Origin of the sequence: Caminicella sporogenes DSM 14501, assembly GCF_900142285.1 — a bacterium.
Lineage (GTDB): Bacteria > Bacillota > Clostridia > Peptostreptococcales > Caminicellaceae > Caminicella > Caminicella sporogenes.
In genome coordinates this window covers 23,445-40,298 of record NZ_FRAJ01000008.1, presented here as the reverse complement: position 1 = coordinate 40,298, position 16,854 = coordinate 23,445, and the positions used below count along the sequence as shown (strand labels likewise).

15 protein-coding genes, 1 pseudogene and 1 riboswitch are annotated in these 16,854 nt (G+C 28.9%); of the genes and pseudogenes, 12 read left to right on the top strand and 4 right to left on the bottom strand.

Annotated features, from left to right (window positions below; all coding sequences use genetic code 11):
- The first annotated feature begins 14 nt into the window (after positions 1-14).
- From BUA90_RS05665 to ybaK, 8 genes are all read left to right on the top strand, one after another.
- A complete protein-coding gene (locus BUA90_RS05665; protein WP_072966514.1) occupies positions 15-929 on the top strand; it encodes an energy-coupling factor transporter transmembrane component T family protein in 915 nt (304 codons plus the stop codon).
- Positions 902-2,569 (top strand): ABC transporter ATP-binding protein, encoded by a 1,668-nt coding sequence (locus tag BUA90_RS05660; protein ID WP_072966513.1) that lies wholly within the window; start codon positions 902-904, stop codon positions 2,567-2,569. The genes BUA90_RS05665 and BUA90_RS05660 overlap by 28 nt, the downstream gene beginning before the upstream one ends.
- Positions 2,570-2,598: 29 nt before the next feature.
- A complete protein-coding gene (locus tag BUA90_RS05655; RefSeq protein WP_072966511.1) occupies positions 2,599-4,128 on the top strand; it encodes an S-layer homology domain-containing protein in 1,530 nt (509 codons plus the stop codon).
- 16 nt (positions 4,129-4,144) lie between these two features.
- Entirely contained in the window at positions 4,145-4,825 is a 681-nt protein-coding gene (locus BUA90_RS05650) for an ECF transporter S component (protein ID WP_072966509.1), read from the top strand.
- Positions 4,826-4,965: 140 nt separating this feature from the next.
- A complete protein-coding gene (locus tag BUA90_RS05645) occupies positions 4,966-5,316 on the top strand; it encodes a hypothetical protein (RefSeq protein WP_072966507.1) in 351 nt (116 codons plus the stop codon).
- On the top strand, positions 5,313-6,173 hold the full coding sequence (locus BUA90_RS05640) for a GGDEF domain-containing protein (protein WP_072966505.1): 861 nt from the start codon (positions 5,313-5,315) through the stop codon (positions 6,171-6,173). The genes BUA90_RS05645 and BUA90_RS05640 overlap by 4 nt, the downstream gene beginning before the upstream one ends.
- A 105-nt stretch (positions 6,174-6,278) precedes the next feature.
- Positions 6,279-7,226 carry a metal ABC transporter substrate-binding protein gene (locus BUA90_RS05635; RefSeq protein ID WP_072966504.1) on the top strand — a complete coding sequence of 316 codons (948 nt, stop codon included), beginning with the start codon at positions 6,279-6,281 and terminating at the stop codon, positions 7,224-7,226.
- Between the two features lie 59 nt (positions 7,227-7,285).
- Positions 7,286-7,756 (top strand): Cys-tRNA(Pro) deacylase, encoded by a 471-nt coding sequence (ybaK, locus tag BUA90_RS05630; RefSeq protein ID WP_408608441.1) that lies wholly within the window; start codon positions 7,286-7,288, stop codon positions 7,754-7,756.
- Positions 7,757-7,801: 45 nt separating this feature from the next.
- Here ybaK and prxU read toward each other — a convergent pair.
- Positions 7,802-8,386: pseudogene (prxU, locus tag BUA90_RS05625) on the bottom strand (thioredoxin-dependent peroxiredoxin); the annotation flags it as partial.
- Positions 8,387-8,572: 186 nt separating this feature from the next.
- A complete protein-coding gene (locus BUA90_RS05620) occupies positions 8,573-10,144 on the bottom strand; it encodes a Na+/H+ antiporter NhaC family protein (RefSeq protein WP_072966501.1) in 1,572 nt (523 codons plus the stop codon).
- A gap of 142 nt (positions 10,145-10,286) precedes the next feature.
- Positions 10,287-10,473: riboswitch (Lysine riboswitch) on the bottom strand.
- Between the two features lie 185 nt (positions 10,474-10,658).
- Between BUA90_RS05620 and BUA90_RS05615 the strand changes: the two genes are divergently transcribed.
- From BUA90_RS05615 to BUA90_RS05605, 3 genes are all read left to right on the top strand, one after another.
- A complete protein-coding gene (locus BUA90_RS05615) occupies positions 10,659-11,348 on the top strand; it encodes a response regulator transcription factor (protein ID WP_072966499.1) in 690 nt (229 codons plus the stop codon).
- A 4-nt stretch (positions 11,349-11,352) separates the two neighbouring features.
- Complete coding sequence (locus BUA90_RS05610) at positions 11,353-12,768, top strand: sensor histidine kinase (RefSeq protein ID WP_072966497.1); 1,416 nt, start codon at positions 11,353-11,355, stop codon at positions 12,766-12,768.
- Between the two features lie 137 nt (positions 12,769-12,905).
- On the top strand, positions 12,906-13,655 hold the full coding sequence (locus tag BUA90_RS05605; RefSeq protein WP_094756752.1) for an SIMPL domain-containing protein: 750 nt from the start codon (positions 12,906-12,908) through the stop codon (positions 13,653-13,655).
- Between the two features lie 84 nt (positions 13,656-13,739).
- Here the strand turns inward: BUA90_RS05605 and BUA90_RS05600 are convergent, their stop codons facing one another.
- Positions 13,740-13,916, bottom strand: coding sequence for a small, acid-soluble spore protein, alpha/beta type (locus tag BUA90_RS05600; RefSeq protein ID WP_072966495.1), 177 nt, complete (start codon positions 13,914-13,916; stop codon positions 13,740-13,742).
- A 322-nt stretch (positions 13,917-14,238) separates the two neighbouring features.
- Between BUA90_RS05600 and BUA90_RS05595 the strand changes: the two genes are divergently transcribed.
- On the top strand, positions 14,239-15,639 hold the full coding sequence (locus tag BUA90_RS05595; protein WP_072966494.1) for a rhodanese-like domain-containing protein: 1,401 nt from the start codon (positions 14,239-14,241) through the stop codon (positions 15,637-15,639).
- Between the two features lie 53 nt (positions 15,640-15,692).
- On the opposite strand, the gene BUA90_RS05590 is transcribed toward BUA90_RS05595, so the two are convergent.
- Positions 15,693-16,673 (bottom strand): YeiH family protein, encoded by a 981-nt coding sequence (locus tag BUA90_RS05590; RefSeq protein WP_072966493.1) that lies wholly within the window; start codon positions 16,671-16,673, stop codon positions 15,693-15,695.
- Positions 16,674-16,854: the final 181 nt, after the last annotated feature.

Here is a 16,854-nt window from a genome sequence, read left to right as displayed (position 1 = left end):
GAAGAGATTTGATTATGTTAATGTATAGAGAGAAAAATAATTTATTTTATAAATTACATCCTCTTACTAATTTGTTGTACATATCTTTGATTTTATTTTTTTCATTTATTTTTTCAAGTCCTATATATTTACTTGGATTATTTATATCAGTAGGATTAGTTATTATTTCGTCAGAAAATTTGTCTGAATGGAGAGGATATTTGAAATTTTCTTTAATATTGATTGCTATAATAATAGTGGTAAACGTTATCATTGTTAAAGCTGGTTCTACTGTACTTTATAGAGGACCTAGACTGCCTGTATTAGGAAGGATAAGAATAACTATGGAGGCACTTATATATGCTGTGGGTATGGGAATAAGACTTCTTGTTGTAATTAGTATATTTTGTTTTTATACATATGGAATACATCCAGATAAGTTGTTAAAACTTTTCAGCAGATGGGGAAATAAATCGGTATTAGTCATTACACTTTCTACAAGATTATTTCCGCTTATGATTAGTGATTACAAGAGAATTTCAGAAGTTCAAAGGTGTAGAGGAGTAAAACTAAATACTGGTAGTTTGTGGAATAAAGCTAAAAATATGATTCCAATTTATAATGTGCTCTTGTTATCTTCTTTGGAAAGGTCTTTTCAAATAGCTGAATCTATGTATGCAAGAGGATATGGAAGTGGAAAAAGAAGTATTTATAAAAGAGAATTATTTAGACCTAGAGATTTTTTAATTATAATTTCATTATTTTTGGCTTTTGTAGTAGGTGTATTTGTTTTTTTAAGAGGATGGAGTAGTTATATATATTATCCTAAATTACAAAGTTTTAGTTTAAAGGAAACAATGGGTGCTTTTGTTGTTAGTTTTATATTGACATTTCCTGCTTTATTAAATTGGGGGTGGCAAAGATGCAAGATATTAAAATTAAAAATTTAAACTATTGTTATCCAGAGATGAAGACCCCAGCTTTAAAAAATATAAATTTAGAAATACCGCAGGGACAATTTGTACTGCTTGTTGGTGGTTCAGGTAGTGGTAAATCTACACTGCTTCGGTCGATTTGTGGATTAATTCCAAATTTTTATGGAGGAGTATACAGCGGTGAAATTTATATAGGTAGTGATGAAATACATCAAATTAATCGTAGAGAATTAACTCAGAGAATAGGCATGGTATTTCAAGACCCAGAAAGTCAATTAGTTATGACAAATGTAGAAGAAGAAATAGCTTTTGGACTAGAAAATTTAAATTTACCTAATTCTTTAATGAAAAGAAGAGTTATGGAAGTAAGTAGTGCTCTTTCTTTGTCAAGTTATTTAAACAATTTTATTCCAGAGTTATCTGGTGGACAAAAGCAGAAAACAGCTTTAGGAGCTGTTTTAGCTATGCAGCCAGATATAATACTTTTAGATGAGCCTACATCACAGCTTGACCCCATAGCTGGAGAAGATATTCTCACAATGATTAGAAGATTAAATGAAGAAAATGGTATTACTGTAATACTTACGGAACAGAGATTAGAGAGATGTTTTCATTTAGCTGATAGAATTTTAGTTATGGATAAAGGAGAAATCATATTCGACAATACATCACCTAAGGAAATAGCTAAGTGGGCAGTTAAAACTAAAAGGTCATTTGTACCGCCGCTTTCAAAGTTATTTGCAGAAATAGAGTTTTATGATATACCGATAACTGTAAAGGAAGGTAGAAGAATAATTAGAGATGTTTGTAACAATGAAGAAAATTTAAACAATGAGTATTTATTTGACTGTGAAAAAGAAAGTAGCAGTCCAGTAATTGAAATAGAAAATCTTTGGTTTACTTATCCAAATGGTAAAGAAGTTTTAAAGGATATTAGTTTTAATATAAGTAGTGGAGATTTTATAGTTTTAATGGGTGAAAATGGTGGGGGAAAGACGACATTACTTAAAAACTTAAATGGTCTTCTTAAACCGTCTAGAGGGAAAGTAAAGATAATGGGTAAGGATACACGAAAAATAGATGTAGAACAAATAGCTCATGAAGTAGGATATTTATCGCAGGATCCAAATGATTATTTGTTTTTGCCTAGTGTAGAAGAAGAAATATTATTTACAATGAAAAATTTAGGAATAGATGATGATGGAATATTAGATGAAATTATAGATAGATTACAGTTAAGGTCGTTAAAAGATAAAAATCCAAGAGATTTAAGTACAGGAGAAAGGCAGCGTGTGGCTCTGGCTTCTATATTGATTACAAGACCTAAAATATTACTATTAGATGAACCTACGAGAGGATTAGATTATGAACTTAAGGAGAAATTGGGAAAGATTTTATTGGAGTTAAAATCTGAAGGAACAGCTATTTTTATGGTTGCACATGATGTAGAATTTGCTGCAGAATATGCAGATAAGATAATATTATTAGATAGAGGTAGTATAATTGGTTTTGGAGATAAGCATGAAATGCTTACTAATTCAACTTTTTATTCACCTCAAATAAGTAAGTTGTTTTATGGTTTAGCAGATAATATAGTTACTAAAGAAGAAGGAAAGAAAATATTGAAAGCTATTATGGGGAATAAAAACATTTAGATAAAAAAATTATGGGAGGGCAAAGAGAAATGAGCAAAAGAAAATCTATTATTTCAGTAATTCTTTGTTTATCTATATTTTTTACAATTTTTAGTATTAGTTTTGCTGATATTGAATATATAAAAGTTAGTAGAGATAGAAGCATAGATAAAGCTATTGAATATCTTCATAAGGTTCAAAATGATGATGGAGGGTTTCCATCAAAAAAAGGGAAAAAGAGCAGTGTAGCTGTAACATGTTGGACGATTATGGCTTTATCTGCTGCTGGTGAGAAAATTACAGATTCATCATGGAGGTCTAAAGGTAAAAGTCCTATAGATTATATAAAGGAATCAAAAATAAATTTAGAAGAAACTATAGACTATGCTCGTATGTTATTAACTCTTTCATCGGTTAATGAGGATTATACTTATAATGGAGAGAACTTATTAAATAAAATTATTTCTTTTCAGCAAGAAGATGGAGAATTTTGTCAAATTAAAAAAGGTGAAAAAGGTATGATTAATGCTCATATGTGGTCTATTTTAGCTATAGCTTCTACGGGGCATAATGTACCTAATAGTGAAAAAGCTAAAAAATGGCTTGTTTCTAGACAAAATGAAGATGGAGGTTTTGGTTGGGCTGAAGGAATTCAGAGTGACTTGGACGATACAGCAATAGCTATTCAAACTTTAATAATATTGGGAGAAAATCCAAAAACATCATACGTTGTAAAGAAGGCATTAGAATATATGAAGAATCAAATGCAAAAAGATGGAGGGTTTAGTGCAGGTGAATGGATGGGGAAAGATTCAAATTCAGCGTCTGATTCTTGGGGTATACAAGCTTTAATAGCAGCAGGAGAAGATTTGTTTGCTAAAAAATGGCTACAAAATGGAGAAAATCCTATTACTCATCTTATAAAACTGCAAAGTAAAGAAGGATTTTTTTATTGGAAAAAAAGAGTAAATTCTTCACCTGTACAAATGACTGCTTATGCAATAATAGCATTGTGTCAGAAGCCTTTTCCTGTCAATTTAGATTATAAAAGTTATAAATTAAAAGATAGAGTATTTTCAGATTTAAAAAATGATTACTGGGCATATGATGAAATAATGAAATTGGTTAGGGAAAATGTATTATCTGGCTATCCTGATAATACATTTAAACCAGAAAATTTAGTTACGAGAGCTGAATTTACAAAGTATGTTGTTGCAGGATTAGGATTAAAAGATATGATGTATAGTGATAATTTGAAATTTGATGATATATCTAAAAATCATTGGGCGTATGATTTTATTTGTATTGGAGTAAATAAAGGATTTATAAAAGGACGATCAGAAAGTAAATTTGACCCTAATGGGAAAATTACTGGAGCAGAAATTGCTACTATGTTAGTAAGATGTCTACCTAAAGAAAAAATAATTAATCTTAAAAGAGGACCTTATTGGTATTCTGGTTATGTAGAAATTGCTAAGAAAAGAAATATTTTATATCCTAATTTTAATCCTGAAAAAGCTGCTACAAGGGCTCAATGTGCATATAGCGTAATGAAGCTACAAAATATTTTACAAGATTAAAGAGGGGAATTTTTCTATGAAAAATAGCTTTATAATAATTATTTTGATAATAATTTTAATATTGGCAATAAGTGTAATACCTGAAAATCCCTTTTATAATATATTTAGTTGGCCAATATTATCAGCTGTAATTATTGGATTAATAATGTTAACTTTTTTCTGGAAATTTGAAAAAAAAGAAATGAATTCAAAGGAAGTTCCACTAATATCAACTATGGCAACTCTTGCTGCTATAAGTAGAATACCATTTGCTGCTTTAATGAGTGTACAGCCTACTACATTTATAGTAATGATTACAGGATATGTTTTTGGCATGCAGATAGGTTTTATGGTTGGAGCAGTAGCAGCTTTAGTTTCAAATTTTTTCTTAGGGCAGGGACCTTGGACTCCGTGGCAGATGTTTTGCTGGGGACTTTGTGGCGTTTTAGCAGCAATATTGGGAAAAAGAAAGCGAGAATTTAATTTAAAACAGTTTGCTGTATTATCTGGAATATGTGGATATTTATTTGGTTGGATAATGAATATTTGGCATTGGATTGGTTTTGTATATCCCCTTACATTAAAAACTTTTATAAGTACATATATTGCTAGTATACCATTTGATACATTACATGCAGTTGGAAATGTTATTTTTTCAATTTTATTTGGTAAATCTTTCTATTATATTTTGACTAGATTTAAGAAGCGAATATGTTAAATATTGCAATTAATATGATATTATGGTTTTAATATTATTAAAAGAAAAATTATGTAAAAAAATAGAAAGATTTGACGATTTATGATAAAATAATATTGATTATTTAATGGGGGGTTTAGAATTGAGAAAGGTGGATTAATATGGGGACTTATATAGAGAATTCTAAAAAAGCAGAAATAACTATGCGATTATCTGAATTTGAGATGCCTCCGATGCAAGATGTTTTGATAGTATGTAAGAATGCACCTATTGGACCTGAAGCAGCACGAAGAATGGTAGATATACTATCGCCAGAACAATATGAAATTATAAAGGTAAATCATGTTTTTATTGAAGCCATTGTCATAAGAAAATCACTGTTAAATATTTTGCCTAAAGAAAAACTTGTCAATTTAATAATAGAGGAAGGAGGCAAGATTGCTAACGAATCTATGATAATAAAAGCTCAAATAGATATTACTATTCAAGTTAGCAAATCTATTGACCTATGATAAGAAAAGTTTCAAATATTATGGTTAGGGATTTTACTGTAGTTGATGTCCTTAATGGAGTAAGATTTATTAAGGAACTTGCTTTAAAAAAAGATATAGATAATTTTTTAGTAGCAGAAAATAATGAAATTGTTGGTATAATTACTAAAAAACAACTTATAGCTGCCCATCCAAATAGGATTGCTGCTGATGTTATGTTGAATAATTTTGTTTGTGTGAGTATAGATACATCTATATGGAAAGTTAAAGAGATATTTAATAAAAATGATATAGATATTTCTTTAGTGAAAAATGGAGAAAATATTGAAGGGTTTATAACTGAAGAAATATTGAATGTTGAGTTGGGAAAACATATAGATTTGCTTACCGGTCTTTATAAAAGTGACTACATATTTTATAAAGCTATAGAGCTAGTAGAAAATAATAGAGAAATGTCTTTGATATTTATAGATGTTAACAAATTTGGTTATATTAATAAGGAATATGGACATGTTTGTGGAGATATGATATTAAAAGACATTGCTGATTTATTAAAGGAGTTTACAGCACCAGATTTGCATGTTTGTAGATTCGGAGGCGATGAATTTATTGTATTGACTCCCTATTATATTGATAAAAGTGAAATTAAGGCTAGAGAAATATTAAAAGCAGTTAATGAATATGAATTTGTAAACCGTATACCTGTTACAATTTCAGCTGGAATAGCAGGTAAAACAGATTTTATGAATAAAGATACTGATATAAATTCTGTCATTTTAAAACTTGTAAATACAGCTAGTTTAGCTTCTACTAAAGCAAAAAAGGATAAAAGAGGGCTGTTTGTAGTATGTGATGAAAATATAGACCAAATTGCTTAGATTAGATATATATATTAAATAGAGATAAATAATAAAGAAATTAGTCATAATATAAGTCCTAAATGGGGCTTTTTATTTATGAATTAGGGAGGGAGTATAATCAAGATGATAAAAAAATTTTTTAGTATTATAGTTGCTGTACTGATGTTATTGACAACTGCATGCAGTACACAATCTAAAACACAATCGAACATAGAAAAAAATACAGATAAATTAATAGTATATGCAAGTATATATCCTATGTATGATTTTGCTAAAAAAATAGGAAAAGATAAAGTTGATGTAAAATTAATGGTTCCGCCGGGAGCAGAACCACATCAGTGGGAGCCAACAGCAAAGCTCATGTCAAAGCTAGAAAAGGCAGATGTATTTATTTACAATGGAGTAAATATGGAAATGTGGGCAGATAAATTAGTAAATTCTTTAAATAATGATAAATTAATAGTTGTTGAAGCATCAAGAGGAATTGAGCTTAGAAAATTTGAAAGAAATGATGAACATGCAAATGCAGAAAATAAACATCATCATGGAATATATGACCCACACATATGGTTAGACCCTATAAGAGCAATTAAACAAGCAGAAAATATTAAAAATGCTTTTATAAAGGCAGATGAAAAAAATAAAGAATTTTATGAAGAAAATTTTAAAGAATTTGCTGATGAGTTAAGACAATTAGATGAGAAATATAAAAAAGAATTAAAAGATAGAAAATTAGATTATATTGTAGTTTCTCATGCTGCTTTTGGTTATATGGCAGATAGATATGGATTAAAACAAATTAGTATTTCAGGATTATCACCTCAAGAAGAACCGAGTGCAGCGAAGATGGCTAAAATTAGCAAACTAGTAGATGAGTACGGAATAAAATATATATTTTTTGAAACTTTAGCAAGTCCAAAACTAGCTAAGGTTATAGCTGTTGAAACTGGAGCAAAGACGGCTGTGCTAAATCCTATAGGAGGTATGACCAAAGAGGATATGGAGAAAGGTAAAGATTATATATCTGTTATGTATGAGAATTTAGAAGTTCTCAAAAAGGCTGTACATTAATTTAATGATTAAATGATTAAATGTAGATAGTTAAATGGGGAAGTGTGTAGAATATGAAAATTAAAAAGACAAATGCCATGCGAATTTTAGAACAAAAAAAGATAAATTATAATATGATTACTTATGATAATAATGATGGAAAGATAGATGGAATGTCTGTTGCTAAGAAAATCGGTAAAGAGCCAGATGTTGTATATAAGACACTTGTAGTAAAGGGAAATAGTAAGAATATATATGTTTTTATAGTACCTGTAAATACAGAGCTAGACTTGAAGAAAGCAGCAAAGGCAGCTGGAGAAAAGAAAGTAGAGTTGGTATCAGTTAAAGATATTTTAAAGCTTACAGGATATATAAGAGGTGGTTGTTCACCAATAGGAATGAAAAAACATTATAAAACTTTTATAGATTTAAGTGCTTTAAATATAGAAAAGATTATAGTTAGTGGTGGAAAAATAGGAATTCAAATTGAACTTGAAGTAGATGAATTGGCAAAAGTTACTGGTGCTGAATTTGTAGATATAATAAAATAAGGAGATAGATGAACTTATCTATCTCCTATTTAATCTATTTAATGTTTATTTTTCTGGCTTCCACTGTTCCCAAACTTTACCAGCTAATTCAGTAGATGGTTTTAGTGTTTTTTCTCCTTCAGTCCATCCAGAAGGCATTACTTCATTAGTATTAAAATGATGCTGATATGCTTTGATTTGTCTTATTAATTCTTCAGGATTTCTTCCAACTGGAGGAGTTAATATTTCAGCAGCTTGAATAATTCCATTTGGGTCTATTAAAAATCTGCCCCTTATATCTACTCCGATTTCTTCATCATATACTCCATATAATTTTCCTATATTTCCTCCTTGGTCAGAAAGCATAGGATAAGGAATACCACCATCTACCATTTTAGATAATTCAGTTTCATTCCAAACTTTGTGAGAAAAGACGCTGTCAACACTTACTGCAAGTACTTCTACATTTAAATTTCTTAATTCGTTATAGCGAACTGCTATGCTTGATAATTCTGTAGGTCAAACAAATGTAAAGTCTCCGGGATAGAAACATAATACTACCCATTTGTCTTTAAAATCTTCTAAACTTATTTCTTTAATTTCACCATTGATAAAAGCTTTTGTTTTAAAATTAGGTGCTTTTTTTCCAACTAACATAAAGAAAAAACCTCCTTAAAAATTTTTATTAAATTTACAATTATAAAATACCCAATTACGTAATATATAAACATAGTTTTAATATTTTGAACTATTCAGAATATAGTTTTGATGCAAATTTAAAAGACAAAACATCCAATATTAATTTAGGATGTTTTGTCTTTTAAATTTATTTATACTTTATTTGTTTGTACTTTGAATGGGAATCATAGATAATCTTTTTTCATCTGTAGGTTTTACACCAATTAAATTGACTAATGCTATTAAAGTTACAATTCCTAAAATTAATGAAATATAAGGATTGAAACCAAATCCAGCAGGTATAAAACCTATTAAAATAGAAACTATTCCTACTGCCATAGCATAAGGCATTTGAGTTTTAACATGAGCTATGTGGTCACATGCACTAGCCATTGAAGACATAATGGTAGTATCTGAAATAGGTGAACAGTGGTCTCCGAGTACTGCACCAGTTAAAACAGAACCTATTGTTGGGATTAACATATCTATGCCACCAATTTGATATGCTAAATTTATAGCAAGAGGCATTACAATAGAATTTGCACCCCATGATGAACCTGTTGCAAAAGCAACAATAGCTGGAATTATAAACATTACAACTGGTAGTAAATAATGAGGTAGAGAACCTTTAGTAATATCTACAATAAATTGAGAAGTACCAAGTTTGTCATTTACAGAACCTAAAGCCCATGCTAGTACTAGTATTATTGAAGCTACTGTCATTGATTTAAGTCCGGCAACCCATGCTTCCATAATTTCTTTTAAAGAAAGTATTCTTTGAGCAAGGCTCATTAAAGCTGCAACAATAGTTCCACCAAATGAAGCCCAAAGCAATACAACACTTGCATCAGCATTTCCAAATGCATCTTTTAAACTTGCACCTTTCAGTCCTCCACCATTTATATACAATCCTATAATAGTAATTATTATAACAGAAAGAATTGGAATTACGGCATTATACCATCTTTCTACACTTGTATTTGATTCTAGTGAGGAAACTTCATCAGACACTAAAGGGGTTGCATTATCGTCTAAAACTTTTCCCGTTAAATAAGTTCTTCTTTCAGCTCTAGCCATTGGTCCGAAGTCTTTGCCAATGAATATAATTATAAGAACAAATGCAAGAGTTAATAAACTATAAAATCTGTATGGAATTGTCTGTAAAAATACAGTATAAGCATTTAAGTCTACATTTATGCTTGAAAGCCCATCTTTAATTAAACCTGTTTCAAATCCTACCCATGTTGAAATGAGTGCTATACTTGAAACGGGAGCAGCTGTTGAGTCTACTATATAAGCTAATTTTTCTCTAGAAACTTTCATTTTATCGGTAATGCTTCTCATTGTACTTCCAACGATTAGTGAATTAGCGTAATCATCAAAGAATATAAGCATCCCCATAAGCCATGTAGAAAATAATGTAGATTTACTATTTTTAGCTTTGGAAACTATAAGATTTGAAATACCTTTTGTACCTCCATTTTTACTTAATATTCCAATAAGTCCTCCTATTGAAAGGCAGAAAATTAATATTGAAACATTCCAAGAATCAGTTAAAGAACCTACTATATAAGTATTTAATGTATCAGTGAAACCTGTTAAAGGATTATGAGTAATAATAGTAGCTCCTACAAGTACTCCTATAAATAGAGATAAGAAAACTTCTTTAGTAATCAATGACAAAAGTATTGTTAATATTGGTGGAATAATTGATAGCCATCTATAATGCATTTTTATAGCCTCCTTAATTTTTACATGATTTATAATGAAAATTAATTACTTATTTTTGGCAATAAAAAACACCTGACAGGTGTGTCAGGTGCAAAATGTGCACAACAAAAAAGCAGACATACCTATCCCTCCTTTTAGCCCAGCGTGAGATAGCTCTCCATCAGGATAATGGGCTTTTTTTATCCTGATGACAGTCCTACACCTATTCGATGCAGGCCCAGCCTTAGACTTTGGGTGCCTAAGACTTCGGCGATGGCTCCTTTCCCTATACTTCTTAGGTTTCCGACCTCCATATAGGTACTATTAGACATCGCGCCTCTACCTCACCTCGTGGAGAGATGAGGTAATACTTATTAAATTATAATCAATAATTTAGCACAATTTAATGATAATGTCAAATAAAAATAAAATATTTAAAAAAGTAATACATTTAATTAAAAATTTTTTATTCATAATTTCTTCATAAAAATGGTATATAATATATCTAACTATAAATAGGCGTTGGGGTGGTTTTATGAATAAAGAAAAAGAGACTATATTAGTAGTAGATGATGAGCAGCAAATAGTAAGTGTTGTTAAAGCATATTTAGAAAAAGATGGATATACAGTTTATAGTGCTTTTGATGGTAAAGAAGCTTTAAATATATTTGAAAATAAAGATATAGATTTAATAGTATTAGACCTTATGCTTCCAGATATCTCAGGTGAAGAAATATGTAAAAAAATTAGGATTAAGTCTAAAGTTCCTATACTCATGTTGACAGCAAAAGTAGAGGAAGATGATAGGGTTATGGGTTTAAATATAGGGGCAGATGATTACATGATAAAGCCATTTAGTCCAAAGGAGCTTGTAGCTAGAATAAATGCTATTTTAAGGAGAACAAGACAAGATGAAGTAAAGGCAGATATAATAGAAATTAATAATGGAGATTTAGAAATAGATTTAAAAAAGATGGAAGTAAAGAAAAAAGGTAAAGTTGTAAAGTTGACACCTACGGAATTTGATATACTAGCTTTATTTATTAGAAATATTGGCAGAGTATTTAGCAGAGAAGAACTTGTTACGAAGATTTTAGGGTTTGACTATGAAGGATATGATAGGACAATCGATGTACATATAAAAAATATAAGACATAAAATTGATGATGAACAGTTTAAGTATATAAAAACCGTTTATGGTATAGGATATAAATTTGTAGGGTGATAATATGTTTAATAAACTTAGAACGAGGTTAACATTATTTATTTTAATTGGAACGATATTTTCTATAGCTATTGTTAGTATAATAACAAATATTACTTTATTTCAAAAGTTTGATTATTATTTGAAAAGCGAGCAGGAAAATAGAATAAATCAAATAGTTAGACATGTTAAAGAGTCCTATCGAGTTAATGGAGGTTGGAATGAAGAAAGCTTTTTAAATATCGAAGCATCGCCTTTTATAAGTAATTTTGACTTAACTATTAAGGATAATAATGGAAATATAATATTTACCCATCATATGAAAAGAAATATGATGAAAATGCATATGAAGATGATGGGCAGAATGGGCAAAGGCTTTATGAGCAGAAGAAATTTAAATAAAAATTTTAATATAAATAATGGGGAATATAAAATAAAAAGCTTTGAGTTAAAAGATAAAGGTAAAATAGTAGGATATATTGAGATAGGATATATTGGTCCATTTATGGTATCCGAAAGGGAAGTAGAATTTACAAAAGATATTAATAAAGCAATAATGTATGCTGCATTCTTTTCAATTGTAGTGGCAATTATTTTAGGGATTTATTTTTCAAAACTGTTTACAAGACCTATTTTAAAAATAATAGAGGCTTCAAATGCTATAAGTAATGGTAATTTAGATATAAAAATTGAAGAAGAAAATAAGATAGAGGAACTTTCGGAACTTTCAAAATCGATAAATCATTTATCTAAATCTTTAAAAGAACAGCAAAAACTTAGAAAAAGACTTACTACAGATATTGCTCATGAGTTAAGAACGCCTCTTACAATATTAAAAAGTCATGTTGAAGCCATAATAGACGGTGTATGGCAGCCGACTAAGGAAAGAATGATAATATTTAAAAATGAAGTAGATAGATTGATGAAATTAGTAAAGCAGCTTAAGTATCTTGTTGATATAGAAAGTCATGAGATAATTTTAGATGTGAAGGAATTTGAAATATCAAAGTTATTAAGGGAAATTATAGAAGGATTTAGATATGAATTTGATAAAAAAAATATTGTAATCAAAGATGATATTAAAGAAAATATTTTTATAAATGGAGATAGAGATAAAATTAGTCAAGTAATAATAAATCTTTTATCAAATGCATTAAAATTTACTGAAGCTGGTGGAACAGTTAAAGTAGTTTTAAAGGATGAGAGCGATAATATAATTATTAGTGTTGAAGATAATGGTATAGGTATACCGGAAAAAGATTTGCCATATATATTTGAAAGGCTTTATCGAAGTGAAAAATCTAGGAGTCGAAAGACGGGTGGAGCAGGTATTGGACTTACTATAGCGAAGATGCTTATAAAGGCTCATGATGGAGAGATAACTGTGCAAAGTGAAGAAGGAAAAGGTACAAAATTTACTATAAGATTGCCAAAATATTAAATCAAGTCCCCTTTAAATTAAGGGGCTTATTACTTTTTTTGAAAAAACAATTATTTTCTATAATATTTTAGAGATATTTTAGGAATTACATGAATAATATTGCTATAAGGACAATTAACTGAGAGGTGATTTGGATTATGTTTAAAAAAACATCGGCAAAGTATTCTTATGATTATTCATATAAAAATCCATTTAAAAAACATGATGTCAAGAGATATGAAAAAGAAAAGATGAAAAAAGAAATAAAAGAAAGTAAAGAAGAAAAAAGATGTAGTTATATTTTAGAATTGGAAGGTAAGGGAACTGTTAAAGTAAAGCCAGATGTTGCTACTGTTACTTTAGGAGTTATAACAGAAAATGAAGAATTAGAAGTTGCCAAAATTGAAAATTCTAGAAAGGTTGAAAGAGTACTTGAGGTATTAAAAGAAATGGGAATTGATGATGATGATTTACAGACAGAAACTTTTTCGATAGAACCTCAATATGATTATGAAGGAGGAAAGAAAGTTTTTAGAGGATTTAAAGTAACTAATAAACTTACAATAACGATAAGGAATTTAGAAAAAATTGGAGAAATTATAGATACAGCAATAGATAGCGGTGCAAACATTGTGGAAAGTATTAAATTTAGTATAGCACAGCCAGATACATATTATAATGAGGCTTTAAATCTTGCTATATTAAATACGATTGAAAAAGCTAGAAGTATAGAACATACTTTAAAAGTTAAAGTTAATATGATACCAATTAAAATAACAGAAGAAAGTTATGGTTATGCATATCCTGTTGAACGTACATATATGGAAGCAGTAGATACGACTACTATTATACAATCAGGTTTAATAGAAATAACGGCAAGGGTAAATACTGTATTTGATTATGAATAAAACAAAGACAAGAATACCATTTAGCAAGGTATTCTTGTTTTTTTAAAATTTTTTTTAGGTAGTGAAATGATAATCTTTTTAATGTTATTTTAGTTTCTTTTCTAAAGCTTTTTTTACAATATTTCCACAATTTCTTGAAGAAACTTCTCCCCAACCGTGTTTTTTGACAGTATCATAGACTCCCAATTCTCTAGCTATTTCTTCTTTTAACTGTTGAAAAGCCATACGTGCTTCAGGAGAAACATTATTTCTTTTAGCCATAATAACAACTCCTTATAAACTTAATTGGTATAAATAGTTTTTGTATTATTAATTTTTTTAAACTGGTTGTTTTTGTAAAAATGATTTTGAAATTTGCGATTTGGAATATACCAAGTTGGACTAATATTATATTTGTTTTAGTTTTAAATTAGTTAAATAAAGTTATGAATTTTTGAGAAAAAATTTTATATTGCAAATAGCATTATAAAATAAATTTATAGGTATTAAAAAGTTATAAAATATATTTATTTGAATCTAGCTAATCCCTTTGTTAGTATTAATGATGAAAAATTAACATAATCATGATTGGAGGCAATAAGAAATGAACAAGAGATTTAAATTAATTGCTTTAACAGTAGTTTTGTTACTTATGTTTGGTTTGTTAAGCGGATGTAGTAATGGTAAATATGAAAAAACAGTTGACAAGTCTAATACAAATTTAAAATCAGAAGAAGTCAAAAATACTATAAATGTTAAAGAATTATCAGAAAGATTAGGAGAAAAAGGTTTAGTTATAGTAGATATACGTAGTATAGCAGAATATAATGGATGGAAATTAAATGGGGAGAAAAGGGGAGGTCATATTAAAGGAGCAGTAGATTTTCCATTTTCTTGGATTTTTAATGATGAAGGAAAGAGAATAAATGATGATGAATTGAAAAATCTTTTAAAATCAAAAGGGATTACTTCTGATAAAACTATTTTACTTTATGATGCAAAAGGAGAAAAAGTTAGTGAAATGGTTGAGATTTTAAGAGAATTAGGATATAAAAAAGTACTATATTTAGAAGGTGGATTATTAGCATGGGCTTTAGATGAAAGTCTACCAATGGATAGATTAGCAAACTATGAAAAATTAGTATATGCTGGTTGGATAAATGATTTGATAAATGGTAAAAAACCAGAAACTTATCGAGGAAAAAGGTATAAAATTTTTGAAGTGAGTTGGGGAAAGCCAAAAGATTATAATAAGGGACATATACCGGGAGCAATACATTTAGATACTAATGAAATTGAAAAAGAGCCTTTATGGAATAAAGTTTCAGATGAAGATATTGAAAAAATGTTATTGCGAAATGGTATTACTTATGATACAACGGTGATATTGTACGGTGCTGATAATATGGCAGCAGCTCGTGCAGCTTCTATTATGATGTATGCCGGAGTTAAAGATGTAAGGCTTTTAGATGGTGGTTTTAAAGCATGGTTAGATGCAGGTTTTGAAATAGAAACTAAAACTAATAAACCAACTCCTGTAAAAGAGTTTGGTGTAAAAGTTCCTGCTAAACCGGAATATATAATTGATATTCAAAAAGTAAAATCAATTCTTGCAGATAAAAATGCAGTACTTGTAAGTGTACGTAGTTGGGAAGAATATATAGGAAAAACAAAAGGGTATAGCTATATTAAACCAAAGGGACATATAGCTGGAGCAGTATGGGGACATGCTGGTTCAGACCCATATCACATGGAGGATTATAGAAATATTGATAATACAATGCGTAATTTCCACGAAATAGCAAAAAATTGGGAAGAATGGGGAATTACTCCTGACAAAAAAGTTGTATTTTATTGTGGTACAGGCTGGAGGGCAAGTGAAGCATTTTTTGCTGCTTATTTAATGGGCTGGAAAGATATTGCTGTATATGACGGTGGATGGTATGAATGGAGTATGGATAAGTCTAATCCAATAGAGGTTGGAGAACCTAAAAATAATAAATAAAAATGAAATTAAAAAGCAAGGAATATGATTTGAAAATTCCTTGCTTTTGTTGTTTATAAAACTTTTAAAATTGAAAAAAGACTTATACTTGAAAGTATACTAAAGAGCAAAGTTGCAGCTATTAAAGCTTTCATACCTTTATTTAATATATTTTTGAAATTAACTGAAAGCCCCATGGCAGTCATAGCCATTAATATTAATAGAGAGCTTGTTTTGGTTAAAATTTTAATTATATTTATAGGTATTATGCCAATAGAATTAATGATTCCAGCTAAAATGAAATATAAAACATAAATAGGAAATTTAGCTTTTTGACCGTTACCATCTTTGTTAAAAAAGAAGCTTAAGGTCAATGAAACAGGTACAATCATAAGTACTCTTGTCATTTTTACGAAAGTCCCGATTTCACCTGAAGTATCTCCTAAAGCAAATGCAGCAGCTAGAGCATGTGCAACTCCATGAAGAGTTAGTCCAGACCAAGCACCGTATTGGATGGCAGTTAAATTCATTCCACTAGCAGCAATAGCTGAATAAATTAAAACTCCTATTGCACCTAAAAAGCTAACTATTGATACAGCAATTACTGAATCATCTTCATCAGCTTTTATACAAGGCGATAAAGCAACTACAGCAGATGCACCACAAATACAAGAACCAACACCTATCAAAGTAGATAATTTTTTATTTACTTTTAATATATTTCCTATAAATATTGATAAAATTAAGGCTGTTGGAACATAAATTATTACCATAGTAATTATTTTAGGACCAAGTTTTAAAATTGCATAAATATTTAGTTTAAAACCTAATAGTACAATTCCAATTTTAAGTAGTTTTTTTAAAGAAAAATTAACTCCTTCTTTGAAAATATCTTGAGTTTTAATAGTATTATTATAAAAAATACCTATAATAATTGCTATGGTAAGAGCTTCAAGGTTAATAAAATCTTTCAATAAATTATTTACAAAAATAGATAAAATAGCTATAAATAAGACAAAAATAATTCCGGGTATGTATTTCTTGATAGAATTCATAAAATCACCTCTAGTAATTTTATATTTGCAAAGTTAATTATAACATAATTATAGTTATTAGATTAACAATACAGATAAAGGAAAAATTGTAATTTAAAAAATTAAGTTTGATAAAAGTATGTATAAAAGTTATTTTATTGTGTTATTATGTACGGCTAAATATATAAAAAATTAAAAATGT

What these genes read in the sequence shown, in the direction of transcription:
- BUA90_RS05665 (WP_072966514.1), top strand. Translation starts at nt 15, where the DNA reads ATGTTAATGTATAGAGAGAAAAATAATTTATTTTATAAATTACATCCT.
- BUA90_RS05660 (WP_072966513.1), top strand. Translation starts at nt 902, where the DNA reads ATGCAAGATATTAAAATTAAAAATTTAAACTATTGTTATCCAGAGATG.
- BUA90_RS05655 (WP_072966511.1), top strand. Translation starts at nt 2,599, where the DNA reads ATGAGCAAAAGAAAATCTATTATTTCAGTAATTCTTTGTTTATCTATA.
- BUA90_RS05650 (WP_072966509.1), top strand. Translation starts at nt 4,145, where the DNA reads ATGAAAAATAGCTTTATAATAATTATTTTGATAATAATTTTAATATTG.
- BUA90_RS05645 (WP_072966507.1), top strand. Translation starts at nt 4,966, where the DNA reads ATGGGGACTTATATAGAGAATTCTAAAAAAGCAGAAATAACTATGCGA.
- BUA90_RS05640 (WP_072966505.1), top strand. Translation starts at nt 5,313, where the DNA reads ATGATAAGAAAAGTTTCAAATATTATGGTTAGGGATTTTACTGTAGTT.
- BUA90_RS05635 (WP_072966504.1), top strand. Translation starts at nt 6,279, where the DNA reads ATGATAAAAAAATTTTTTAGTATTATAGTTGCTGTACTGATGTTATTG.
- BUA90_RS05620 (WP_072966501.1), bottom strand. Translation starts at nt 10,144, where the DNA reads ATGCATTATAGATGGCTATCAATTATTCCACCAATATTAACAATACTT.
- BUA90_RS05615 (WP_072966499.1), top strand. Translation starts at nt 10,659, where the DNA reads ATGAATAAAGAAAAAGAGACTATATTAGTAGTAGATGATGAGCAGCAA.
- BUA90_RS05610 (WP_072966497.1), top strand. Translation starts at nt 11,353, where the DNA reads ATGTTTAATAAACTTAGAACGAGGTTAACATTATTTATTTTAATTGGA.
- BUA90_RS05605 (WP_094756752.1), top strand. Translation starts at nt 12,906, where the DNA reads ATGTTTAAAAAAACATCGGCAAAGTATTCTTATGATTATTCATATAAA.
- BUA90_RS05600 (WP_072966495.1), bottom strand. Translation starts at nt 13,916, where the DNA reads ATGGCTAAAAGAAATAATGTTTCTCCTGAAGCACGTATGGCTTTTCAA.
- BUA90_RS05595 (WP_072966494.1), top strand. Translation starts at nt 14,239, where the DNA reads ATGAACAAGAGATTTAAATTAATTGCTTTAACAGTAGTTTTGTTACTT.
- BUA90_RS05590 (WP_072966493.1), bottom strand. Translation starts at nt 16,673, where the DNA reads ATGAATTCTATCAAGAAATACATACCCGGAATTATTTTTGTCTTATTT.